This window comes from Silvanigrella paludirubra (genome assembly GCF_009208775.1).
Lineage (GTDB): Bacteria > Bdellovibrionota_B > Oligoflexia > Silvanigrellales > Silvanigrellaceae > Silvanigrella > Silvanigrella paludirubra.
The window spans coordinates 371,520-398,418 of sequence record NZ_WFLM01000004.1 but is presented as its reverse complement, the minus strand read 5'-3'; the positions used below and the strand labels follow the sequence as shown (position 1 = coordinate 398,418).

Annotated in this window: 19 protein-coding genes; 7 read left to right on the top strand and 12 right to left on the bottom strand. The window is 27.3% G+C overall.

Translation table 11 applies throughout. The features are described 5' to 3' along the window. Positions 1-223: 223 nt before the first annotated feature. Positions 224-1,261 (top strand): class II fructose-bisphosphate aldolase, encoded by a 1,038-nt coding sequence (gene fba, locus GCL60_RS12420; RefSeq protein WP_153420986.1) that lies wholly within the window; start codon positions 224-226, stop codon positions 1,259-1,261. Next, complete coding sequence (locus GCL60_RS12415) at positions 1,254-1,844, top strand: NUDIX hydrolase (protein ID WP_153420985.1); 591 nt, start codon at positions 1,254-1,256, stop codon at positions 1,842-1,844. The genes fba and GCL60_RS12415 overlap by 8 nt, the downstream gene beginning before the upstream one ends. On the opposite strand, the gene GCL60_RS12410 is transcribed toward GCL60_RS12415, so the two are convergent. Continuing rightward, the gene (locus tag GCL60_RS12410) at positions 1,828-3,417 is read right to left on the bottom strand and encodes an Rnase Y domain-containing protein (RefSeq protein WP_153420984.1); all 1,590 of its coding nucleotides are present in this window, start codon (positions 3,415-3,417) and stop codon (positions 1,828-1,830) included. The genes GCL60_RS12415 and GCL60_RS12410 overlap by 17 nt on opposite strands. A gap of 149 nt (positions 3,418-3,566) precedes the next feature. On the opposite strand from GCL60_RS12410, the gene GCL60_RS12405 reads away from it, so the two are divergent. After that, positions 3,567-4,388, top strand: coding sequence for an inositol monophosphatase family protein (locus tag GCL60_RS12405; protein ID WP_153420983.1), 822 nt, complete (start codon positions 3,567-3,569; stop codon positions 4,386-4,388). A 41-nt stretch (positions 4,389-4,429) separates the two neighbouring features. On the opposite strand, the gene GCL60_RS12400 is transcribed toward GCL60_RS12405, so the two are convergent. After that, positions 4,430-7,027 carry a penicillin-binding protein 1A gene (locus tag GCL60_RS12400; protein WP_153420982.1) on the bottom strand — a complete coding sequence of 866 codons (2,598 nt, stop codon included), beginning with the start codon at positions 7,025-7,027 and terminating at the stop codon, positions 4,430-4,432. Positions 7,028-7,304: 277 nt separating this feature from the next. On the opposite strand from GCL60_RS12400, the gene GCL60_RS12395 reads away from it, so the two are divergent. Together GCL60_RS12395 and gloA are read left to right on the top strand one after the other, a co-directional pair. Then, entirely contained in the window at positions 7,305-8,249 is a 945-nt protein-coding gene (locus GCL60_RS12395) for a tetratricopeptide repeat protein (protein WP_153420981.1), read from the top strand. Between the two features lie 28 nt (positions 8,250-8,277). Further along, entirely contained in the window at positions 8,278-8,667 is a 390-nt protein-coding gene (gene gloA, locus GCL60_RS12390; RefSeq protein ID WP_153420980.1) for a lactoylglutathione lyase, read from the top strand. Positions 8,668-8,676: 9 nt separating this feature from the next. Here gloA and GCL60_RS12385 read toward each other — a convergent pair whose 3' ends face one another. From GCL60_RS12385 to GCL60_RS12360, 6 genes are all read right to left on the bottom strand, one after another. Next, positions 8,677-9,726: an ABC transporter ATP-binding protein gene (locus GCL60_RS12385; RefSeq protein WP_153420979.1), complete on the bottom strand. Its 1,050-nt coding sequence runs from the start codon at positions 9,724-9,726 to the stop codon at positions 8,677-8,679. Next, positions 9,727-11,280 carry an ABC transporter permease gene (locus GCL60_RS12380; protein WP_153420978.1) on the bottom strand — a complete coding sequence of 518 codons (1,554 nt, stop codon included), beginning with the start codon at positions 11,278-11,280 and terminating at the stop codon, positions 9,727-9,729. It abuts the gene before it with no gap. A 28-nt stretch (positions 11,281-11,308) separates the two neighbouring features. Beyond that, complete coding sequence (locus GCL60_RS12375) at positions 11,309-12,358, bottom strand: extracellular solute-binding protein (protein ID WP_161998197.1); 1,050 nt, start codon at positions 12,356-12,358, stop codon at positions 11,309-11,311. A gap of 166 nt (positions 12,359-12,524) precedes the next feature. Continuing rightward, positions 12,525-13,439, bottom strand: a complete 915-nt coding sequence (locus tag GCL60_RS12370; RefSeq protein ID WP_153420976.1) for a methyltransferase — start codon at positions 13,437-13,439, stop codon at positions 12,525-12,527. A gap of 17 nt (positions 13,440-13,456) precedes the next feature. Next, on the bottom strand, positions 13,457-14,713 hold the full coding sequence (locus tag GCL60_RS12365; RefSeq protein WP_153420975.1) for a hypothetical protein: 1,257 nt from the start codon (positions 14,711-14,713) through the stop codon (positions 13,457-13,459). 367 nt (positions 14,714-15,080) lie between these two features. Further along, entirely contained in the window at positions 15,081-15,548 is a 468-nt protein-coding gene (locus GCL60_RS12360) for a hypothetical protein (protein ID WP_153420974.1), read from the bottom strand. A 217-nt stretch (positions 15,549-15,765) separates the two neighbouring features. On the opposite strand from GCL60_RS12360, the gene GCL60_RS12355 reads away from it, so the two are divergent. Both GCL60_RS12355 and GCL60_RS12350 read left to right on the top strand, forming a co-directional pair. Continuing rightward, a complete protein-coding gene (locus GCL60_RS12355; protein WP_153420973.1) occupies positions 15,766-16,494 on the top strand; it encodes an alpha/beta fold hydrolase in 729 nt (242 codons plus the stop codon). 149 nt (positions 16,495-16,643) lie between these two features. Further along, positions 16,644-17,957 carry an MFS transporter gene (locus tag GCL60_RS12350; protein WP_153420972.1) on the top strand — a complete coding sequence of 438 codons (1,314 nt, stop codon included), beginning with the start codon at positions 16,644-16,646 and terminating at the stop codon, positions 17,955-17,957. 9 nt (positions 17,958-17,966) lie between these two features. Here the strand turns inward: GCL60_RS12350 and GCL60_RS12345 are convergent, their stop codons facing one another. The 4 genes from GCL60_RS12345 to GCL60_RS12330 all read right to left on the bottom strand — a co-directional run bounded on the left by GCL60_RS12345 (position 17,967) and on the right by GCL60_RS12330 (position 26,895). Then, positions 17,967-24,551 (bottom strand): TcdA/TcdB catalytic glycosyltransferase domain-containing protein, encoded by a 6,585-nt coding sequence (locus GCL60_RS12345; RefSeq protein WP_153420971.1) that lies wholly within the window; start codon positions 24,549-24,551, stop codon positions 17,967-17,969. Positions 24,552-24,841: 290 nt separating this feature from the next. Continuing rightward, positions 24,842-25,366, bottom strand: a complete 525-nt coding sequence (locus GCL60_RS12340; protein WP_153420970.1) for a methyltransferase domain-containing protein — start codon at positions 25,364-25,366, stop codon at positions 24,842-24,844. Between the two features lie 95 nt (positions 25,367-25,461). Beyond that, positions 25,462-25,749: a hypothetical protein gene (locus GCL60_RS12335; RefSeq protein ID WP_153420969.1), complete on the bottom strand. Its 288-nt coding sequence runs from the start codon at positions 25,747-25,749 to the stop codon at positions 25,462-25,464. Positions 25,750-25,881: 132 nt separating this feature from the next. Next, entirely contained in the window at positions 25,882-26,895 is a 1,014-nt protein-coding gene (locus tag GCL60_RS12330; RefSeq protein WP_161998196.1) for a lysozyme inhibitor LprI family protein, read from the bottom strand. Positions 26,896-26,899 lie beyond the last annotated feature (4 nt).

Sequence of the window (26,899 nt, the reverse complement as noted above, 5' to 3'; positions counted from 1 at the left end):
TGCTTATTTCCCGAAATACACTTTGATTTCTTATAAAAAATACCTCAACATCAATAAATTTTCAAATAATATCTAAGATCTAATGAAATTTGATCAAAATCAATTCGTTTTCTTTTTCACATTCTTTGCCCTTCCCTTCGTCCTACTGCTGATGTTCTTTGCATGCATCAATAACCTGGTGTATGAGGGATCTGATTTGTATTCACTTGATATGGAGGCTAAAATGGCACTTATTTCTTTAAGACAATTACTTGATCACGCAGCAGAAAATAATTATGGCGTTGCCGCTTTTAATGTAAATAACCTTGAACAAATTCAAGCCATCATGGAAGCAGCAAAAGAAACAAACAGCCCTGTTATACTTCAAGCGAGCCGCGGCGCTCGTTCTTATACGAATGACGTATTTTTAAGACACCTTATTTTAGGTGCTGTCGAATTATATCCAGATATTCCCGTTGTGATGCACCAAGATCACGGCAATAGTTTACAAACTTGTTTATCCGCTATTAGAAACGGATTCACTAGCGTAATGATGGATGGAAGCTTAAAAGAAGACGCAAAAACTCCTTCTGATTTTGAATATAATGTACGCATTACTGCAGATGTAGTTCGTATTGCTCATTCTATGGGAATTTCTGTTGAAGGAGAGCTTGGATGCCTAGGATCTCTTGAAACTGGAAAAGGGGAAAAAGAAGACGGTCATGGTTTTGAAGGCACTCTTTCTCATGATCAATTATTAACAGATCCTGTTGAAGCAGCTCAATTTGTTGAACTTACAAAAGTAGATGCACTTGCTATTGCAATTGGTACAAGCCATGGAGCTTATAAGTTTACAAAAAAACCAGACGGAAAAACTCTTGCCATTGATCGTATCCGTGAAATTCATAGACGCCTTCCAAATACACACTTAGTTATGCATGGTTCAAGCTCTGTTCCACAAGAACTCCAAGCTGAATTTCGTAAATACGGTGGAGAAATGAAAGAAACTTGGGGAGTACCTGTAGAAGAAATTCAAGAAGGTATTAAAAATGGTGTTCGTAAAATCAATGTAGATACAGATAACCGTCTTGCAATGACTGCTGCTATTCGCAAACTTTTATCTACAAATCCATCTGAATTCGACTTAAGAAAATATATGGTACCTGCACGCGATGCTATGAAAAAAGTTTGTGCACAACGTATGGTTGAATTTGGACAAGCTGGTCAAGCTTCAAAAATAAAAGCAATTCCTCTTGATAGCATGGCAAAACGCTATGTCTAATTCAAACGAGAAAAAGCTTGAATTATTTCCGCTAAGCGAAGAAAAAACTGTTTATCAGTGCAGTATTTTTCGTGTAAAAGAACAAAAAGCTCAATCGTTAGATAAAAAACACAATCTTAATGTTTATACATTGGATTGTTCAAATTGGGTTCATGTTGTTCCAGTAACAGCATCGGGTCAAATTGTTATGGTAGAACAACATCGTTTTGGTACAAATAGTTTTACTTTAGAAGTGCCAGGCGGAGCTGTTAATTTAGGTGAAAAAGACTTTACTCTTGCGGCCATAAGGGAACTTGAAGAAGAAACTGGCTTAACAAGCCAACGTATTTTATCATTACCAGGTTATTCACCAAATGCAGCTATCCTTAGCAATAAAGTAACTTATTTTATTGCTTTTGATGTTCAACCTCTTCAAACACCTGTTGCGCATGATGATCCATTTGAAAATATTAAATTGCATTTAATTGATTTTAAAGAAGCATTACAGCTTGCAAGGACAGGACAAATAACCAATGCTTTATCTGCATTGGCTATATTGCTTGCAGAACCTTATTTAAATGCAAAGTTTAAGCAACCTCAGTAATTTCTGTTCTGCGAATAACAGTGACTCGAATTTGGCCTGGAAATTCGACCTGTTCTTCTAATTTTTTCGCAATTCCTTCAGCAAGCCCATTAATATCTTTTTGTTTTACTCGATTATTATCGACAAATACATGAACTTCTCTTCCGGCGTGCATAATTGCCGAACCTGTTACACCTTGCTCTTGGAAACTATTTACCACTCCTGAAATACCATCAATTCTTCTATGATATCCTTCTTCCATATCAACACGCGCACCGGGGCGTGCTCCTGATAAAGCATCGGCAGCTTTTAGAATATAGGCGTACGGAGTTTCTACGATTTTATCATCGTGATGAGCAAGAACAGTATCAACAACTTCTTCTTTTTCACCATAACGAGTTGCATAATCACCACTAATTACGGCATGACTGCCTTCAATTTTATAATCAAGAGCTTTTCCAATATCATGCAATATTCCAGCACGTTTTGCGTGCATAGAATTTACACCAATTTCTTCCGCTATCATGCCAGCAAGCCTAGCCACTTCAATGGAATGAAAGTACTGATTTTGTCTGTGACTTGTTCTGTAATTTAAAGAACCTATTAATTTTAATATTTCAGGATGTACATCCAAGGGAAGTCCCAAATTTTTAATCGCATCTTCACCAATTTTTAAAATATATTTATCTACAAAACGTTTATGTTTATCATAGATATTTTTTATTTTATCTTCATTAAAAATATCTTTATTTAGCATTTCTTCTAGAGTTAATCGAATTACTTCTTTATCTACACCAGCACCACCAGCTATTTTTAAAACAGAAGGCATTTCTTCATTAAAAGTTAAAACGCTAATTGAAGATTCCGTTCCTTGAATTAAGGATTGAATAATTGGGGATTCTTCATGAAAATGTTTTGCTAATAATTCTTTTGAATTTACAGGAACTATAAAAGAAGATTTAGGCCAAATAAAAGAAGGTTGATAGCGTAAATAAACAGAGTTTAAAGAATCTCGAGCTAATTTTTGAGCTTCTGTTTTTAAGTTTTCCGAATTTTCCATAAGCCATTTTGTAATGCCTAATTTTTCTGCCGCAATAAGATCTTTAGACATTTCATTATAAAATTCGTTTTTAGTTTTTCCTATTTTTTGCTCTAAATGAGAATGATAGTTTTTATAAATACCATTACATTGATTTTCAATTTCTTTAATAGATATGTTTGAACTTTCAATTTGAATTTTCTTTTTATTTAGTTCTTCTTCAAACTTTTCTAACTCATTTGAAAACTTATCAACCTCAGATTGTTTTTCATTTAACTCTTGTTCATAAATTTCTTGATGAGCCATGATAATTTCACGTTCATTATCTAATTGAACTGATTCAGAGTAATACTGTTCTTTAGTTGCAATTAATGCCTCTTCTAATATCATTTTTCTTTGGGCTTCTGCGCTTTTTAAAATTGCCTCTCTATTTTCCTTAACAGGAATATCGCCCATACTTCCAAGTGAACGGCGAGCAAATACCTTTGCTAGAAAAATACCACTTGACACGCCAACTACGGTTGCGCCTAAAATGGAATATATTGACCAATGCATTTTAAAACCTTCATATTTAAATTACTTTTTAACTTTAGAAAAAAGGGTTCGTTTTCCTCTTTTCAGTTATTCCTTTGTGAATAACACCATCAATTAGAGTATCACGGATAATTACAGAGAGAAACAACAAAGAATTCAGGAGTGATTTCATGACAGAAAAACAGCCAAATAAAGAATTTTTAGAGCAGTTGATTCAAAAAGCAGGGGCTAGCACTCTACATTACTTTCAAAAAAACTTTATAATCACTGAAAAATCAGGGGATCAGGGCATTGTAACAGAAGCTGATTTTCATTCCGAAAATCTTATAAAAAATGAAATTCATGCATTATTTCCAGACCACGATATCCTAGCGGAAGAGTCTGGTCTTACAAAATATTCCACTTTAAATGAAAACACATTTCCAACTTGGATTATTGACCCACTTGATGGAACTACAAATTTTTCAAAGGGGAACCCTTATTATTGTGTCTCAATTGCTTTTGGATATACCACAAATGGAAGATTTAAAGCGCAAATAGGGGCCATTTATCAGCCTACAACAAATTCTCTTTATTTTGCTGAAAAAGGTAAAGGAACATTCTTCAATGGAAATCAAATTTATATTTCTCAATTAAAAGAATTTCGTATGGCAAGTATTACGACAGGTTTTAGTTCGAATAAAGGAGATGCTCTTGTTCCTTTAACAAAAACAATTCTAGCGATACAAAATAAATCGTTAGGACTTCGTATTAATGGCGCTGCTGCATTAGATCTCGCACATACTGCAAGAGGAATTTCACAGGGATTTTATGAAACTCCATTGGCACCTTGGGATACAGCTGCTGGAAGTTTATTAATTGAAGAAGCGGGTGGTATCGTAACAAATTTTGCTGGTAAAGAATTTTGCCCAATTCAAGACAGAGGAATTATTGCATCAAGTCCTCAATTATTCGATGAGTTATTCAACACAATTAAAATAAATTATCACTAAAAATTTTAGTGATAATTTATTTTTTTATTCGTTACTTTAAACTATAGATCTTTATTTTTAGATTTTGCTTTAGATGGATTAGGCAATCCATCTGGAATTTTATTTAATTCGTCTGGATTGTTACTTATTTCAAGGTGATTATCCATCGTATTTTTACCATCATCTAAAGCATCTCGCGCATAAACAGAGCCTGGCTCTGTCCCATCTATAACATGAACAGAAATAGCATCGCTTGATGAACTCAACTCGCCAGTATTTTTATCTATGGTAATTTCATGAATGCCAGAGGGTTTTACCCAATTTTGCAAAGGATAAACCCGAACAGCGGTTTGCATCATGGTTTTCCAAATAGGAGCTGCCATACCTGCCCCCGTTCCACCACCACCTAATGTTTTTGAATTGTCATCATAGCCAACCCAAACACCACCAATAAGTTGAGACGCTACACCCATAAACCAAGCGTCGGTATTTCCATTTGTTGTTCCTGTTTTTCCACCAACATAAGATGAAACACCCAAAACACCTTGCCCTGTTCCCATATTAACTGCAGCACGAAGTAAATCTAAGGTAACATAAGCAGCCTGAGGTGAAATCATTTGCAACGAATTGTTTTCTTCTACTTTATCTGATGATTTTCCTGGTAAATAAGGAGCGTCTTCTTGTGATTGTGGTGTTACTTGATTAGGATATATTTTTTCATTTTTAGAAGAAAAAATAACTTCACCATTTCTATCAACAACCTCATGAATATAATAAGCTAAACTCATTTTACCTTGATTTGGAAAAATGGAATAAGCTTGAACCATTTTAAGCAATGAAGATGTTCCTGCACCTAAAGCTAAACTTAAATCTGAATATGGCCAATTAAAACCAAAGCGAGTCAATTGCCTTGTTACCTTAGAAGCGCCTAAAGATTGATATAAAAAAATACTTGGAATATTAAAACTTAGTGCTAATGACTGTAATAAAGTAGTTCGCCCCGATTCTTTACCACCATAATTTTCTGGCTGCCAACCATCTAAATCAATTTTGGGACTATCAATTTTAGAGGCAGGGCTGAATCCGCAATCAATGGCATAAGAATAATATAATGGTTTTACACTACTCCCTACTTGTCTTTCTGCTTGAGTAGCACGATTAAATTGGCTTAATAAAAAATGTTCTCCACCCACCATAGCAAGAACTTCACCCGTTTTCGAATCCATTACCATTGCAGCAGCTTCAATTCCAACGGTATCTGATAAAGTATAACGTAATATATTATCTTTCACTTGACTCTCAAAATATTTTGAATAACCCAATAAAGTAGAAATAAATTTTTTATCTTTTGAAATTCGTGACTGCATTTTTTTATTCACTTTTTGAACATGAATTTCATCACCTACTTTTAAAACATTATTTATATCGGGTTCTCCAGATTCTTTATCACTTTCTGCACTTAATGCCCAACTAATGTCTTCATCTAAAATTACCCCTAGTCCTCTCTGAGTTATAATACCAACAGCATGAAGAGGTTCATCTATAAAGGCAACAAGAGCTCTTTCATCTTCTGTTTCTTTAATAGATAAGTTCACAAGATCTTTAATACGATCTTTAAAAGAATTCCCATATTGTTTTATTGGTCCTTTAAAACTTCTTCTTGATTGATATAAATCAGCAAAGTTTTGAACTGCTATTTGTGCTGCATTTTGAATTTTAGAATTTAAAGTAGTATAAACAGTTAAACCGCTTTTTCCTAAATTTTCAACCTCTAATTGATTTGTAAGTTGTTTCTTTATTTCAGCAACAAAATAAGGAGCAATTTTATTATTTGGCGATTCTGCTTTAAATACTATTAACTTTTCTTTTACTGCTCTGTCATATTGATTTTTAGTAATCATGCCTATTTTTAACATTCTATCTAAAACATAGGATTGCCTCTGTTTAGCTGCAGTCATATTGTCCGTTGGATCGTATGCTGAAGGAGCCGGAGTTAATCCAGCGATCATTGCCGATTCTGCTAAAGTCAATTTCATATTATTTTTATGAAAATAATTTTGTGCTGCCGCTTCAATTCCATAGGAGCCATTTCCTAAATATATTGTATTTAAGTAAAGTTCCAATATTTTATCTTTTGGAAAAGATTCTTCTATTTCTCTAGCAACAATAATATCTTTTATTTTACGAACAATGGTTCTTTCTTTTGTTAATAAAACATTTTTTGCCAATTGCTGTGTTATCGTACTTCCACCTTGTTTTTGATTTGAAAAAGTAACAAAATGTAACAATGCTCTTCCAAACCCTCGCCAATCAAATCCATGATGATTATAAAAATCAGCATCTTCAGCTGCAATAAATGCATTTTTAAGAAACGGAGACATTTCATTATTTAATACTGGGTATCTTCTTTCTTCAAATATTTCAGCAATTTTAACTCCATCTTGGCTATAAATCACCGTAGGCAATGCAGGTTCATAATTTGAAAGTTTTTCTAAATTTGGTAAAGATTTTCTTATTTTTTGAAACTCATAGACAAAAAACACCCCAAATAAAATAATAATTAATAAAATAAATTTTTTAATATTTCGCATAATAAATTGAAATATTTTAAACTTGTCTTGAACAAGCAACCTGATCTTATTAAAATAATCTTTGATCATTGTAGCTTCCTTGGTTTCAATGGATTTTTACCATATAAGATTAGGATTTGCTAACTTATCTCTTTCGGTTAAGAACCTTGCGAACTGAGAAAAGAATTCATGACCCCTATATAACATATTAATATTTATACTATATTTAAAAAACTCTTCCCCTTTTTCAGATATTGTCTTAACACTAACCTTGATTGCTAGTAACGCTCTTTCTATTGAAGTACTCTTTCATACGGGAGCGGAGCAAAAATTCTTATTCCATTTAATTTAACAAGGAAACCTTGCCATGACATCTCAAGATAAATCATTAAATTCAGATAGTAAAAAACACTCTCATCATGACCACGATCACCATGACCATAAGAATTGTGGACACCATCATGACGATCATCATGAACACGACCACCATGATCATGAAAACTGTACTCACGACCATCATAATCATGAGCATGGACCACACTGCAATCATGAACACGAAAACCCTGAAAAATATCAACGCCATACCTACAACAGCGAAGAACTTGCAAATTTTAATAGCCAAGGCGTTGAAACGTTAATTCTTTCTGTAAATGATTTACTTGAAAATGAATATTATGGGAAAGCTGTACCAATTCTTGAAATTATTTCATTAAAATTAATTTCCTCTAGCGCAGATCTTGCTGTTCATTTGTTTGAAACAAAACACCACTTAGCTCTTTCCTATGGAATTATTGGGGAACATGACAAGTCTTTGCCTTTATGGAAAGAAGTCATTGCAGGACTCGAAAAACAAGATGATATCCATGAAACATTAGAAGCTTATTACAACGCTGCTTTATCTGCAGAACAAGCTAAAGAAGAAAAAGACTTTTTAATGTACTTAAATAATGGTCTTGAGATCGCAAAATCCAAAGAACTTGAAGAGTGGGTTGCTACTTTTGAACATGAATTAGGAGTTCATTATTTTGATAATAATGAATTTAAAACATCTGAGGCTAAATTAACAAAAGCCATCGAAATTTTTACTAAATTAAATGAAGATGAGTCTGTTATTTCTTCTTATTATTATTTAGCTTACTTATACGAAAAACAAAATAATATTTCTAAAGCAAAAGAAACATACGAAAAAGGTTTAAAACTTTCGAAAGAAGAAAGCATTCGTGATTTCGTAGAATATGAAAGATCTTTAATTGAAGAAAGATTATCTAATTTACAAAACAGCCAATTACAAAATAAGTTATTAAATTTTTAATAACTTATTAATAATTTGAAAGGTTATTATGAAATATTTACATACAATGATACGAGTTGGAGATCTTGATAAATCAATTCAATTTTATTGTGAAGTTTTAAATTTCAAATTACTTTCACGCCAAGACTTTAAAGACGGTGAATTTACACTTGTTTTCTTAAAAGCACCCAATGATGAAGATAACGCTTCTGTTTTAGAGCTAACATATAATTGGGGCGTAACAAAATATGAAATGGGCGGAGCTTATGGCCATATGGCATATGAAGTACCATCTATCATTGAATTTCAAAAAAAATTACAGAAACAAGGACACGATTTAAGTTGGGGGCCTAAAAAATCTCCTGATGGCACAATTAATATTGCTTTTATAATCGATCCTGATGGCTATAAAATTGAACTTTTAGAGCCTCATTGTTAAATAAAATTGCTATTCATTTTCTTGAAATACAAATAACATATTTTCATTGATTTTTAATTTTAAAGTATTTCCAATCTCTAAATTCTCTGCTGAAGAAAAATAACCTGTAATCGTTCCATATTCACTAATAGAAAATAAAACAGAAATATAATTTCCATAGTATAATATATCAATTATTTTTCCTTCAAAAAAACTAGAGTCTGAATTTATTTCATTTAATATAGTTACAGCATCAGGGCGAAAATAAATATTTATGTTTATATCTTGCCTTTGGTTATTTAATTTTGAAATTTTAAAAATATTATTCAATTTTTGATAATTTTGAATTTTATTTATTGTTCCAAAAAAAGAAGCAACTGTACTATTGAATGGTTTAGTATAAATATTTTTTGGAGTATCAAACTGCTCCATTTGTCCATTATTTAATATTATTATTTTATCAGATAACATAAGCGCTTCATTGGCATCATGAGTAACAAAAATAGAAGTCATTTTACTTTTTTTTAAAATATTTTTAATTTCTATACCAAGATCTTTTCTTAAAGATATATCTAGTCCTGAAAATGGTTCATCTAATAACAATAATTTTGGCAAAGGAGCAAGAGATCGTGCTAAAGCAACTCTCTGTTGTTGTCCACCAGATAATAAATGAGGATATGTATCAGCAAATTTTTCCATTTTAACAAATGCCAACATCTCTCTTACTCTTTGTTTTTTTTCATCATTTGATAAATATGAAATTCCATATTCAATATTTTTTCTAATTGAAAGATGAGGAAAAAGCGCTAAATCTTGAAACACGAGTCCAACATTTCTTTTTTCTGTAGGCACATGATAAGCACCATGTGACATTATATTTTTATCAATTTCTAAAATCCCATCCTGAATTTTTTCTATTCCTGATATTATTTTTAAAAGAGTTGATTTCCCACAGCCTGATGGACCTAATATACTAATTATTTCCCCATCAATAATCTCAAAAGATATATTGTTAATAGAAATATTATTTCCATATTTATGGGTTATATTTAATGCTTTAAGAATTATTTTATGATCCATTTACTTCTTCTTTTTTTGATTATAAAAATAAATTAAAATAACAGGTATGATTCCAAGCAAAATAATAAATAAAGCGCTAGGTGAAGCTTCTTTAAGTCTTTCATCTGAAGCTAAATTATAAGTCTTAATGGATATCGTTTCATAATTAAATGGCCTTAAAACCATTGTTGCTGGCAATTCTTTTATAATATCAACAAATATAATGATAAAAGAAATAAAAATTGAGTTTTTTAATAAAGGTAAATATATTTTATATCCTGTCTGAAAGATGGATTTTCCCAAAGTTTTTGATGCCCATTCAATAGAAGGCGATATTTTATTCATGCTTGCATTCGCACTTTGAAATGAAATGGATGTGAATCTAATTGAGTAAGCGTATAAAACAGCAAATATAGTTCCTGATAAAATAAGATCTTTATATTCAAAATGAAATAAAAATAAAGTAGTATTTTCAATTAAATTATCTAGAATTTTAAAAGATGTTAATACTGATATTGCAATAATTGCTCCAGGTATTGCGTATCCAAAAGAAATAATTTCATTTAAATTTATAAGTTTGTTTTTACTATGAATTTTTTTTAAGATAGAAAATATCATTCCAATAAAAATACATAACAAAGCCCCTATAGAAGAAATCTTAAATGAACGAAATACAATTTCAAAAAACTCTTTATCAAATGATTTCATTCCTAATTGATATATATTTACAAATATAATTATAAGTGGCAAAATAAATGAAACTAAAATTGGAGCAAGACATAAAATAAAAGCTAAATATTTATATACTCCATTTAAATTTTTTTCAAAATAAGAACTATGAGGAATCTGTTTTTGATAAAATACCATTTTTTTTCTGAAAAAGCTCTCCAAAATAACTAAGGTAATGCTAAATGTAAATAAAATAAATGAAATTTGAATGGCTCCCGTTATACTTCCCAATCCAAACCAAGTTCTAAATATACCTGTTGCCAAAGTATCTATTGAAAAAAAGTCGACTGTGCCGAAATCACCGATGGTTTCCATACAAACCAGAAGCATACCCGAAAAAATAGCGGGTCTAGATAAAGGTAAAATTACTTTCCAAAAAGTCTTCAATTCCGATTGATTTAAAGTTTTCGAAGCATAAATTAAAGTTGGAGAAATCTCTTGAAATACTTGTTTACTAAATAAATAAACATATGGATATAATGATAAACTCAATATTATTATTGCCGCTAGATAAGAATTTATGGTAAAAATATTTTCTTTAATCGAGTAATAAATATAGGCCAGTAAATAGGATGGTATAGCAAATGGTAAAAACAAAGCCCATTCAAAAAATTTTTTTCCGAGAAAATTATATTTTGTGGTAAGCCATGCTAACGGAACGGCAATAAAAGCACTACATAACATAACACTTAAAGATAAAAATAAAGTATTAAATATATAAATATTTAATACAGTACTTCTTAAATGCGCCCAAATATTTTGGGCTGGCAAAAATAAATGATAAAAAAGCGATAACAAAGGAAATATAATAATAAGAAATAAGAAAATGGGAAGAAATTTATTCACAAATATCCTTTGAAATTTTTACAATAATTTAACGCCATCCAACTTGATCAAGTATCATAATAGCCTTAGGAGTGTTTTCACCCACTTTTGATAATGTAACGGTATCAAATTTAGGTTTTCCCATATTTTTTAAAACGTTTGTCCATTCAACATCCGTTCTTACTGGGTATTCATTATTCATCTTTGCTAATATTTCTTGAGCATCTTTGCTGACTAAAAATTCAATAAGTTTAATTCCATTTTCTTTATTTGGAGCATATTTTGCAATTCCAGCAATACTTGCATTAATATGCATGCCTCTATTCGCTTGATTTGGAAATATAATTCCTAAATTTTTTACCACTTTTTGATCTTCGGGATCTTCAGATTTTAATAAACGAGCATAGTAATAAGTATTTACAATCGCAATTTCTCCCTTGCCATTGTAAATTGCTTTCATTTGATCAATATCTCCACCTTCAGGTTTTCTAGCTAAATTATTCGTAAATTTTTCGCACCATATTTTTGTTTTTTCTTCACCATTAGCTTGAATAAGAGAAGCAACTAAAGATTGATTATAAACATGATTAGAGGTTCTAGCTAAAACTTTTCCTTTGAATTTTTCATTTGATAAATCTTCATAATTTTGAATTTCATTCTCTTTTATTTTTGTTTTATCATATACTATAGCGCGGCCTCTTAATGTAATGGCATACCATGAGAAATTTTCTTCTACTAAATTACTTGGAACGGATTTTTGTAAAAGATCTGTTTTAATCGGTTGAAAAAGGTCTGCATTTTCGGCCTTCCAAGCATTTCCTATATCTACAGTTATTATAACGTCAGCTGGACTTTTTTTTCCTTCACTTTTAATCCGTTCTATCATTTGTGAAGCTTCTTTAATTTGTAATAAATTTACTTTTATTCCGCTTTGTTTTTTGAATAATTCAAATAATTCATTGTCAACACCATAATGGCGAGAAGAATATAAGTTCACAACTTTTTCATTTTCAGATGCTGCATAAACTTCGCCGCTTATAAAGACGGATAATAAAAAACCGAAAATAGCGGGTGAAAATAATTTTCTTTTTAATTTCATATAACTTAACCTCATTTTTTGGTAATTTTAAATCGCTGTAAAAAGCGATAAAAGAGGTATATTGAAATTAAGAATCATTATCAATGGTCAAAGCTATTTTTTTATAAACAAATGATTTTTTTATTTTAATTTTATAATTCGCTGCTCAATAAGCCACTTTTTATTGTCAGGGAGCATTAACATTAAAATAACAAACATGAGCAATGCTTTTTGTTTGTAGTCTATGATTCTGATTTTCTAAACGGAATTTTACATTAGATAAATATTCTAATAGCATTCCACTATTTCCAAGAATTTCAAGTGGTTTTTCTATTATAAACTCAAGCAAATACTTAGCTATAACAAAATTTTCTTTCAAACAAATTGAATTAAAATTAAAAGAATTTTCGACTAATTCATTCCAAAGATCTTCCATATTATATGGAAAATATACTTCAGATTCTATTGCCCGTAATTCTAAACTCATATTTTTATGTTCACGAATATAAAATTGAATTGCTTTTGTTAGGTTATTTACAATATCTACAAAATCGTTTCCTTTATATTTCTCCCCTAAACAATTGATATCTGAATCTTTAGACTCATGGATGAATAATGCCAAACCATTTATATTTATTTTATGAAATATATTTTGAATAAAATGAAGCAAAAAAGAATAATCATTTATATAGTAAGCTGAGTGAGAAACAAGCAAAATATCAATTTTGTCATTAAAATGAAGAAGTATTTCACCAAAAAAATCACCCTCTAAAATTTCATTTTCAATTCCAATATCATTTAGTCTGTTTGATGTTGATCTCACAAAGTTTGAATTTTTTTCGACACCATAATATTTTAAATTTAATTTATTCTTTAAAAATAATTTACCTATATGTTCAGATAATATTCCATTTCCACATCCTAAATCTAAAATAATAAAATCTTTTTTTACTTCTTTATTTTTATCAATATATTTTTGAAATAATTCAGAAATAAATAAATTTGTATTTTGTTTTTCATTTGTATTTTTTAAAAAAGTCTCAAACCACAATGATGTTCTTTTATTTCGTAACAAATTCTCAAAATTAGAAATAGAATTCATATGAATTTTCTCTCCTTTTATGAATCTTGATAACAATCCATATCAATTAAAAATTCAACTTTAGCAGCAAGTTCTCTTGCTAAATCGAGTGCTTGCTCAGCAGTATCATGAGTAACAATAATTGTTCCAATCACTTCTTTATCTAAAGAATTAAAATGAACCCATTTATCCATATCACTATGAAAATTTATGGCTTCCATATTTGGGTGAATTAAAAATTCATGTAAATTTTTAATTCCTTTAAATACACCATTATTTGGCAATAATAGCTTATATATTGCAACTACTTTTAAACTTTCTGGATACCAATTTATATTTTGTCCTAAAGCAAGATCTATTATCAATTGGGAAAGTTTTATACCAGTTGAAATTTCAATCATTTGACTCGCTAAAGGATTATTATTTAGACTTGGAATAATATCTAAAATTTTCACAGCACTATTTTCAATTTTACAGTTTACTTGAATAGCACCAACATCAAATCCTAATTCATGAATTATTGGAGAAATTCTTTTAAAAAGTAGATCAGTTTCATCATAATTAGCAGGATAAACAGTTGCAATATCTAAAAAATGATTTTTTTTAATTTGAATAACTTCTTTAATAAACACTCCCGTCAAGACCAATCTACCATCTATAGATTTTATAAAATGAACAGAATACTCATTTCCTTCAATCATGCTTTCTATTAAAACACCTTTTCCAAAAGTGTCACCCACAATGTTTTGTAACTTATAATTATTTTCTTCAAAATATTCTTTTAAATCATTCTCATTATCTAATTTTTTTGAAAATATTTCTTTATTTCTTAATAAAGATTTCATAACACAGGGGTAGCCAATATCTTTTGCAAATAATTCAGCTTCAAAAATATTATTTGATAAGGAATACTTTGGATTTAAATTAGGATCCATTTTTTTTAACATCTCTCGTAATTTGTAACGATTATTCATAATCGAAATATTTATAGCTTTATTACTCGGCAATTTTAAAAAATCACATAATGAAGCTGCATTATTTTCAAAGTCTTCATTCAATGAGGATACAGCTAATATTCTATATTTTTTTAGAATAAAATTTGTCGCCTTCAGAAGAGATTTCATATCCGTTGTATTTAATTCAATTACTTCATCAAAATATCTATAATTATAATGATCAAATTGATTTTTATTTTTGCAAAAAAATATTGATTTTAAACCTAATTGACTCACATATTTAATTGATTCCATATTAAATTCCGTGAAATTTGCTTCAATAAAAATAAAACAATTCATAAATTTATTCTCCAAAAGTAGAAATTAATGACATATAATTTAAATTTATTGAAATCATTAAAATTTAATATGATATTTAATGTAATTTTATTTATTATTTTTAAAAATAATCATTTCAATATTTATATATAATTAACAAATATAAATTGTCAATCAAAATTTTATATTATTTATATCTTTAAGACAAATTTAAAATGGTACTCTTAAAATATCATATAATATAAAAATATCATTAATTAAATAACAGCATTTTTAATATACTAAATTATTTTAAAATTAAAAATATAAATTATAAATATTGATACTTATTTAATTGTTTTTTATTTAATAGTTTTTAAAATAATGATTACCAAAAATAATAATATTTTTAGTTGCATAATTTTTTATTTTCATCTCGCGCCTGATTTTCAATTTCTTCTAAAACAGGGAGAACATTTGATTTCTGAATTATAATAGGTGAGTTTATTTTCATACTTTCTTTGGTTACATTTGAATATACAATGTTTAATTGTAACCAAGTCCCAGAGACAAGATTAGAAACAGCCTGTTTTGAAGCTATTATAACTTTATTATTATTTTGAAGAATATAAGACGCTATCGTTGCTGTTTCTCCTTTAATAATAAACTCACTTTTTATCTGATTTTCTTTACTTAATTCCTTAAAATTGCATCTTTTTATTATTCCTACAATTTTATTATCCATATTATTTCTGACTTCTATTGAGATATCTCCTCCACCTGTTCTTTCTATTAAAAAATAGTCTAAAGAATCATGCTGAGAAGTTGCAAATACTGCCGAATGCAATAAAAAAACTGCTGTAAGGAATTTAAACATAAAAAAAGACTCCAATTCATCAAACAAAATAAATCATATTATAATTATATTTTTTAGTAAATATTAATTATATATATATTTACTATTTTATAATTTATTTTTATTTTAAAAACTAACAGTTTTATATATAGTATTTACATATATTTAGACATATGTTATAAAACTTCACGGAAAGAGGAATAGCTTTCCTTTCTAAAAGTATAAAGGAACTCCAAATTTGAAATTAAATTTTATCCATGGCTTTTTGGGGCACCCCTCAGATTGGGAAAAAATTAGAATCTATTTTAAAGATTTTATCAATGAATTTCATAACATTTCAGACTATATTTTAGATAAAAACACAAATCAGGATAATGATTTTATAAATTGGTCCCAAAATTTTAATAATTATTGTTTATTAAATAAATCCATCAATAAAAATATAGTTATTGGGTATTCGCTAGGGGGAAGGCTCGCTCTTCATTCTCTGCTTTCAAAAAAATCTCACTGGGATGCCGCTATCATTATTAGTGCAAATCCAGGTTTAAGTGATGAAAATGAAAAAAAACTCCGCATAGAAAAAGACCTTAATTGGTCCTATCGCTTTTTAAATGAAAATTGGGAAGATGTAATAAAAGACTGGGACTCTCAACCGACATTTGCCGGAATTCAGAATACCTTAGTTAGAAATGCAAATGATATAAACAAAAATGAAATATTTGATATATTAAATCGATTTTCCCTTGGAAAACAAGACAATTTAAATGAAAGAATTGCAAATTTAAAAATACCAATTCTTTGGGTCAGTGGTGAAAAAGATACTAAGTTTTCCAGTATAACAAATAAAATAAAAAACCTAAATTCATACATAGAAACCGCAATCATCTCACATGCAGGACACCGAGTCCCCTGGGAAAACCCTAAAGAATTTTCTGATTTATGTATTTCATTTTTATCTAGACTATAAAATAATTGCAAAATAAAAAAAACAAAGCTCCTCTTACGAAAATCGAATAAAGATTGTGGTTGCATCATAATATATATTCATTTAATTTAAATTTATAAGATTAATTTTATAAGATAATAAAATGATATATTTCAAAGGATATGTAAACAATGACATTTCATTTTCCCTTTCGCAAAAAAAAATCAAAAGAAAATCATATTTATAAAAATCTTTCTAAAAATGAGATAAAAACATTCACAATTTCTGCAGTTGGTGGTTCTCTTGAATTTTATGACTTTGTTGTTTATATCTATTTTGCTACTATTATGTCTAAATTATTTTTTCAAAATGACTCCCCCGTTGCAGGATTGATCTTAACCTATTCTGTATTTGCCTGTGGCTATTTAGCAAGAGTCCTAGGCGGATTGGTCTTTAGCCATTTTGGAGATAAAAACGGAAGAAAAAATTCGTTTTCATTTACTGTTTTTTTAATGGCAGCACCAACATTTATAATTGGAATTTTACCAACTTATTCACAAATTGGAATAACTGCTTCTATTTTATTATTTATCTGTCGTTTTGCACAAGGATTAGCTATTGGAGGAGAAATTCCTTGTTCAATAACCTTTATCTATGAGCATGCACAAAAATCACATAGAGGTTTAGCTTGTGGAATTCTTTTCTGTGGAATCATATTCGGTATTTTTTTAGGTTCAAGCGCAGGTTATTTAGTTACAAAATTTATGAGTGAAGAAACAATTTATTCATGGGGATGGAGAATTCCATTCTTAGTTGGTGGAATCCTTGGCTTGATTGGTGTTTATTTAAGAAGATATTTAACAGAAACTCCTGTATTTAGACAAATGAAAAAAGAAAATATAAAATACCCTGTTCAACTTATATTTAAAGACCATAAATTTTCTTTAATACAGACGGCAAGTGCTATATGGGTTGTTGCGGTTGCTATAACACTTTATCTTTTGTATCTCCCAAATTATTTTAAAACGTATTATTCATATCATTCCGAAGATATTTTAAAAATAAACTCTATATTTGTTTTAATATATGCTTTATTTATTGTTATTTTTGGATACATATCAGATAAAATCGGTGGTAGAAAAGTTTTTAATTTTTCTTGTATTTTATTTATCATTTTCTCTTATCCTATTTTTATCTCATTTAGTGAAAATAATTTTACTGCTATTTATATTTGCTATTCTATTGTATCCGTAGCTTCTGCAGCTGCAACGTCCTCTGCAATTTTATTATTAGCAGAATCATATCCTGCAAAAATTAGATATTCAGGTTCTTCGCTAAGTTACAATTTAGCCTTTGGAATTTTTGGAGGATTCACGCCACTTATTGCTACTACTTTAATTGAACATTTTAAATCAAAAAGTGCACCCGCATTTTACATGATTTTAGTTGCAATAATTGGTTTTATATTAAGCATAATAAAAAAGAATAAAGTTCATGATTCTTGAAATTTATTCTTAATTAATTTTTACATAGTCTACTTTTAAATTTGATTTTTTTTGAATAAGATTCGATATAGGGTAAATATAATATCCTTCATATTCACTAGTTTTAGTACTTTTTTTATATAAAATAATGTCATGTTTTAATTTAACAATATAATCAATATTTTTTATCTCAAGGCTTGAAATATTTGGAAATAATTCTTCTATAAAGCCTTTTTTTAATAATGAATAATGAGTTGTATTTAAAATATCATAGGTACCATCTTTTTTTAAGACATATAAAAATTTATTTCTATTATCTTCTATAACAAAAACAGCGAAAATTAATGATAAATATTTTTCATCCCATATTTTTTCAATTACATACTTTCTTTCATTGTTATTTTCTATACTGTCTAATTTTAATATATTCCCCTTATTATCAACAAATCGAATATCACCCATAAATTTATTTCCATTTATGATTTCTCCGAATGCAAATAATTTATAATTTAAGTGAAAAGGTTCAGAGGAACTAATCCAATTTTGAACTCCCCAATATTCATCAGCTGTATTTTCATAATCGAAAAAATTTGTTGAAGAGCTTAATTGCCTAAAGGAACCTTGATCATTTGTTAGAAATAAAGTGGAAGAATTAATTTGACTATAAGCATTAATTAGAGTTTTTTTATTACTATTTATGTTTCCAGCTATTTTACATAATGACTTCTTTAAAGAACTTCTTAATACTAACAAATTAATGCAAGATTCTTCTTCAATCTTAGAAGAATCTTTTCTTTCACTATTAAAATGTTGTAAAAACAATGCTATTTTTTTATTTATATCAATATCTCTTATTAATATTTCGTTTTTATTTATATCATCTTCAGTCCAAATTAAATTTTGATTATATTCCAATTTATATAAATTTGAATTGCTCACAATCTTAAAGTTAGCGGGATTTATATAACCCAAATTTGTATAAAAATATTTGTTAATATCTGTCTGATAAAAATAATATCTGTCATTGTGTTTTAAGGATTCCCCAATTGCTAGTCTATTTTTTTCATGTATAAAAACATGATTTTTTTCTCTATCATATTCTGCAAAATCAGTTTCATTTAAAAGTATAGAAATAATTTTGCATTCTGTATGTAAAGAAGAAATAACATCTTTCAAATTTTTATTTAAATTTTTAGATAAAAATACAGATTTTAAACCTATTATTTGATATTCTAATTCTTTATTAAATTCAAATATATACTCTTCATTAGAAAATACAAATTGATCCTTATTTAATAACTCATTCTTTAATCCATTTAAATCAAATTGTTTGAAAGTCACTTCACCAGTTGAACTTTCTATAATTATATAAAATTTGAGGCCAGCTATAAAATGATAAGATTGCCCTGTATCTAAATCCTTGTAACTTTGAATTTTATTTGCATTCTCATCATTTTCAGAAAAAATTTGATTATTTTTTATAATATAAAATTTATTTGTTTTTTTATTGTCTTCTTTGAGTAATCTAATTACAGGAGATATATTGAAATTGTTATAACCATTTTTTAAAATCAAATTATCATTCAGACATTCTGTAATCCCAATTTTACAATAAATATCTAAATTTAAGTCCGAATTCATATCAAAATAATAAAATATATTCGCTTTTTCATTTTTCATTTCAATAAAGAGATGATTATCTCTTTCTATAATCTTTTTTTCAGTACCCTCAAATAATTCAATATTATTATAGTATATTTTATTTTTATCTTTATTTGTAAAAATATAACCATTTTTAACTTTACCATAAACTTCCAAATCTCTTATATTTAAACCAGAATAAACCATTAAGTCATTTTTATTATTATAAAAAATAGTTTCTTTATTTGAATTTAAATCTCTCATAAAATTAATAATTCTAATACTATCATTGTTCAATGAAAAAATATTTTCAAAATAACTATGATATCGTTTTAATAAATCTTTAATTTCATTTATACCATTAAAATTATTCGCATTTAACTCTGAATTAATAAATACAGGAGTCTTTTCACTTAACAAAACCCCATTGTAAGAAAGATAAGTTATTCCAGTATTGTCGTGTATATAAATTCTTGATGGTTTTTTATCATTAAATATTAAAGAATGACTTTTTATCATATTATTTTCTTTTTGAAAAATAACAAATTCATTCCCATTTAACCTTGCCGAATCATATTTTGAATTGATATGAAAATGCCAGTGATCATTTTCCAATGGGTTAATTTTATATTTAGCCCCTTCCCCTAAATATAAATGAAATGAGTTATTTTCATTTTGATTCGTATTTTCAACATTAAAAATATAATTTAATTTATTTTTAGCATATTCAGGAATTTCAGGAGTTAAAAAATAAATATTTTGATTATTTGAATTTAATTTTATTTTAATATCTGTATTATTATGAATAAAATTTAAGCCACCTACAGAACGATCTCCTAATCCATGCATAAATGTATACCTATATATAAATTTTGCATTATTTTGAATTTTATCAACAGATGAAAACTCGCTATCATTTCGATTGATATTAAATGGAGTAGACATAAAACTATATTCTATTAAATTTTGTATCTGATTGGGTAAAATAATTCTTTGCATTTTATTGATCTTGAATGTTTTCTCTTTTGGAATCTCTAAAGCTTCTCGTAACTTCACTCTTTCACCAGTATCTCTAATTAATGTAGGATTGGGAGCAAAGACATGATAAAAATATTTCCCTTTTTCATGCCTTGAAATAGGATAAGTAATATGATCTCCAAACACTATTTTGTAATTATTTTGAACCGTTAAATCTACTTCTTCAATAACAACATTTAAAGAATTTCTCTGTATTTCATTATTTATTTTCTTAAAATCTTTATGGGCTAATGATAAAACAGTATCGTTGGTTTCTGGAAAATAATTCTCTGCATTCGCTATAATTTCATGATCTTTTTCATAATCTCTAAAATAGCTAGCAAATTTTTTGGTGTCGTCAATATTACGACCAACTATTTCAGAATAAGAGCTTATTCCTACAGCTAATCCACCAAATATTTCTCCAATTCCACTTAAAAATATTCCACCTACGGATTCTCCTAAAAGAAGACCTCCCGTCATAAAACCAAGTGATGCACCATCAAGTGCAAGTTGTGTACCATACTTAGCAGTTTCTGCCGTTGTTTTTGCTAAATATAATTCTGTTGCATCAAATGCGACATTTAATATATTTAAGCCAGTACCAAGAACGGAAGAAATTTTGGAAAATGCTTGCAGCGAGTTTATATTTTTAAATTCACTGCTTTTTAGCAATTGAACTACCTGTGCTACTTTAGCTCCACTGTCTAAAACATCAAGAGAAAGTTGAGTTAAATTAGTATAAATATGTACTTTTATGACTTCATCTAACATTGAATTTGAGTTTAATAAATTATTTTCATTATTATTTTTGCTAAAATAATCTATAATATTTTTAATCAAATAAGCATGAGATAAATTTAATGAAGGTCTAGATATATTAAAGTGTGGATCACCTGTTACCATGTCTCTATAAAATAATTTACTTTGATTATCTAATAAATTTTTAAATTTATTTAAATTATTTATATCTACATCGTCCATATTAGATAAATACTTATTATAGGTATTTTTTCTTTTGTCATTATAAACAGTAATTTTTTTATCTAGGATATCGAGAGAATGAAGAATTGGCTTTTCATTCTCATTTAAATTCATTTTATTTAAAGTCTCTTCAAATAATTTTGAAGAACGATTTGCTTCTAATATAATTTTATCTTTTCTTAATTGCATTTCTTTTTCAAACAGAATTCTTACTAATTGAATAAATGAATTTGAATTTAAATTATTATATTTATTTAGTAAAATTTCGAATTGCTTTAAAGATAGAAAAATTCTATCAAAGTCTTCAAAAGCAAAATCATCCTTTGAATTCGTAGTTTCTTTTAAATTTTTATAAAAATTATAAAATTCATCTTCTGTTATTAATTTATTAAAGCTCTTTTGATCAGTTTCTAATTTAGGTAAATTTTGTTGAGTGGTATCAACTCCTTTTTTCTGCAGTTCATTTATTATTTTATAATTATTTTCAACATCAAGTTTTTTAATTTCATAATTATAATCATCAATTAAATAATTAAAGTCTGCTAAATGTTTAGTTTTTTTAGAAAATATATCATGTATAATTCCGTTAAAATTTCTTAATTTATCAAAATGTGTTTTATTTTTATTTTGATTTAATATACCCCTACTTAAAGTAAGATACTCACCCAGATTATTCCTGATAATAAACAAACGATTATCAATATTGTTTTTATAATATAATCCAAAACCCTGTGGATATAATTCTTCACCTGTACTTGTAATTTTTAATAAGTCATTTCTTACAATAACCATTTTTGTTTCAATATTATTATTATTTAATTCTTCTAATAACACTTTTGCAAAATTTTCAATTTCTGCAGTTTCATTTGTATTATTATTTGGATTACAACTTAAAATATTTATATATTCAATCTTATTATTTGTAGAAAATAAATCTTTTAATTTAGTTGAAATTTGACTTGAAGAAAAATGATTTATAAATAAAAAACCATTTGTTATATTTGCATTTCCTATGATATGTAAATTTACTTTATTAGTAATTTCAAGCCTATTATTATCAAAATAACTTATTACTGAATATCTTTCATTATTTAACTTAAATTTATTTTCATAATATTTAATTGCTTTTTGTGTGTTAGCATCAATCCCAATCTTTAAAATAATATTCTCATTTGGCTCCTCTTCTGAATTTCCTATAATCCAAGAAGATTTTTTATCTTCTTCTGTATGCCTATTATAAAGATCATTATAATCATCATAATGATTTATAAAACTTAAACTTTCATGTTTTATATTTAATTCTTTTAACAAATTTTCATAAACCATGGGTCCTGATACATGTACAGTAACAGTAGCATCTGGAGTTATAGAATCAAATCTGTATTTAAAAATATTCATATCAAAAGTATTATTAAATTCTTTTGTTTTTTTATTAAACACATCTGAAATATCATGGTTATATGGATAACGAAATTTTGGATTATTAATTTCAAATTTGTTTAATTCTTTATAATTTTTTTTAATTTTTTCAATTAATAAATTAATAAAATCTGAGTTTGATTGTTTTTCATGAGAAATAATTACATTGTTATTTTTAAAAGAAGTTTTTATTTCTAATGGTCTCGTATAAGTACTATCAATTAAATTTAATATTTCTGAGATATCTTTATGTTCCTTAAAAGACAAAAAATGTTCTGACATTTTTAACTTAAACTCTTCCATTCCGTATGCTTGTATAGAATCTATCAATTTAAATAATTTTACTTTATTTTCATCACTAAATGCTCTTGAGGGTAGTAAATCTAAATTATTATTAAATAGCTCTTCATAATAAGCATAGGATATTTGTTTGAAATGACTATTAAAAAAGTTTTTAACTGCTTTTGAATTTATCTCTAACAATTCATTCATTTTTCTTATTGGGGGCAAAACATCTACATCTAAATACATTCCTCCATATTTGCTTAATATCTCTAATCGAGCATTATCAGACGCAGCTGCAAAGTTCCCTCGTAAATTAAGCTCTTGAATATATGCATCTTTCAATCTCCAATCCATCTTTTCATTTGCAATATTCTTTAGCTCTATATTTGCATTTTGAGTCACTAAATCTTGAGTGCTAGCAGTAAAATCGTTAAATAAAACCATAGCATTACTATTTTTTCTACTATTTATGTGTACCAAAAATTCATTTAAAAAATTTTCTCTTATTTCATTTAATGATTTTTTAGGATTTTCATTTGATTTTTCAAAAATATATTCATTCATTTTATCTTGTAATTTAATTAATTCTTCTGAATACAATGTTTGATAGTTTTCTTGATTTTTTTTATCAATTAAAAAATTTGACAAGTATTCCCGCATTTTTTTATTTACATTATAATTATTTAAGTTATCAGAATCATACCATAATTTTATATTGTGTTCAGGATTTAATTTTGCCCAAAGATTTATATATTCTTTTTGTATATTTCCTAATTTCCCACCAAGCCATATAAAATGTATTATTTTTGGAACCCTCTTAGACGTTCTTCTATTTAATCTTTTGCAGTAATCAATCAACCTGTCATAATTAATTTTATATTCACTATCTATATCTAGAGCATAAGGAATTGGTAATTTTTTAACGAGGTCTATTAGTGTTTGATATTTGACCTCATTTGTCCAGGAGTCATTATATTTTTTAAACTCAGATAATAAACCTATGTCGATATTATATAACTTACTATTTAAAACTGTTTTTTCAAAGTCCTGAATAAACTTATATTCAATATAAAAATCTTTTGTGCTATTATTTGATTTTGCAGACGCCTTTGAAAATTTTTTCTTTAAAGAATAATTTTCTTGAGGATTTATTTCATAATTATTTTCTAAAATAGAACTATTTTTTTGATTTTTACAACCCATGACGTCAAATAATATTAAAATAATACAAATAACTCTTACATATTTTTTATTCAAAAAATATTTCATTTATAAATTCCCTATTTTTAATTTATTTATAATCTAACCTGAGTGGTTAAGAAAAATTCTCATACCTTGTTTTTTTACTCTCGTATAGGGTTAATTATAAATATTATTTAATTAAAATGAGTTTTTTATGTTTTTATGCGATGAAAAATTATTCAAAAATGGATTAATTTATAATATCTAAAATTTTCAATATAAAATAAAATAATTAAGTTATTTTATTAAAAATTTACTTTTTTTCTTAAATTTCATTAATATATAATAATATTTATATTTACTTATTCAGAATTATTTTATTTATGCGCAATAATTGTTGCAAACATCCCAAGTGAATCTGGTAAAATTTCAAATTCGGAGAATTGGGCTTCTTTTAATTGCTCAATTGTTTTTTGAATACTTCTTCTTGCTTGAAATTTAACTTCTAAAAAATCTTGAAGAATAATTTTTTGCAAATGAAGATTTTCTTGATTTATTAAATTCATATTCCAACTAGATTCGTTTGATTCTAAAGGGGATGGAGTAATTGTACTTACAATAAGAACACCAGTATTATTTAAAGATTCAAAAAACCTTTGATATAATGATATAATTTTATTGTCATCTTGTTCATAAATATTTAATCCATTACTTACCAATAGATCAAACTTTTTATAAAATTCAATCTTCCATGCATCCACTTGATAAAACTCACAATACTGTTGTAGCCCCTTTATTAAAGCGTTTGCTTTAGCTTGTTCTAAGGCAATATTGTCTAAATCCAAACCTATAAATTTAAAATCTTCAATACCAGTACAATCCAACAAAAGAAAATCGGACATTAGACCGCAAGGTAAAGAGGCAAAACGAACTCCATTTTTAAAATATTTTTGAATGACTTGCTTAAAAATTTGATATCTTTCTTGAGTAGCCCGTCCTAATAGACTTTTTCAAGAACAAATAATTCAAATAAATTTGATGGAATTTTTTTTCCTTGCTTTTTATAATCAGGATAGGAGCAAACATATTCTGTCCAATATGCGTTAAAACCTTTATGTTCCAAGATAAATTGGCCCAGCTCACTTTTAATGAGCTCTTCAAAAAGAATTTCTGCTTTATTTTTATATTCGAAATTCTCAAAATTGGTACTTAAAAATGAATCTCTTTTCGATTGAATTAAATGATCAATACTTAAATTTGAACTTTTGTGAGATATAATATTCATATAAACTCCATTATAAATATGATAAAATCAGTTTATTCCAAAATAATTGATAATTTATAATGGAATAATAGCTACTGACAATTTCCAATCTATACCTATTTTTTATAAAATGAAATCATTTCTGATATAGAATCACCGATTCTTTAAATTCTCTAATAACTCTTTTAATTGAATAATTCTATTTTTTGTTTCCCAGTTTTTCCAATTTTCAGGATTTGTCTTAGGATATTTTAAAGTACCAAATTGAGTTAGGGCATCACGATATTTTAGCCAAGCCCTTTCAGCAGAAATAAACCCTTTTTTTGTATAAGTTGTTCCCACAGGAATTTTTTGCTTAATGACTCGTAAATAGATTTCATTTAATTCTTTATCTGTTTTTATATATTCTTCTTTACTCTCATTTGGAAGATTTCCTTCCTCAAATTGAAGTAGTGATTGATAAAACAACTTTTGTAATCTTTCTTTCTCCTCTAATGCAATTTCACCTCTTGCAGTACCACTTAATTCTAGCTCATTATATCTATTTTTTATAAAATGATTAAAAGCATTTTCCAGCTTTTGAAATAAATTTTTCTCTTGATAATTCCAATTTTTTGTCAGATTCTGAATTTTCACTTTTATTTCTTGCTCAGAAAGATCTGTTTGAATTTCAGCACAAACACCGGCCATCATACCACTCATAGCATGATCACAAACATCAAATACTTTTGTGGATTCATTAGTTAATAAAAATTTTAAATGATCTATTCGATTCCTATCTTCAAGAGCATAACGATCATCAATTTTACAAGCGAAATGAGCTGCTAATTTAATATTTTTAGAAACCTCAAATCCATTGGCATAGATCATCATTAGTGTAACAGCACCCTGTATATAATTTGTATTTCTTTCTGGATTGTTTAATTCTATATAAGCACATTTTCTAGCATTAGTGTAATTTTTTTTACTTTCTATACCGTAGTACAATTTACGTGACTCACAATTTTTAAGTATTTCAAAATCCGTTTTTGTAGGAAGATCATTTTTAGGATAAAATTCTTTTTCAACCTCTTTACAAAATTCATCTGTTGCTTTATTTTCTTGAGCAATGATTTCATTATTCCATAAAAAAAAGAGCAAAAAATAAAAAAATAATTTGTTTAACACTTCA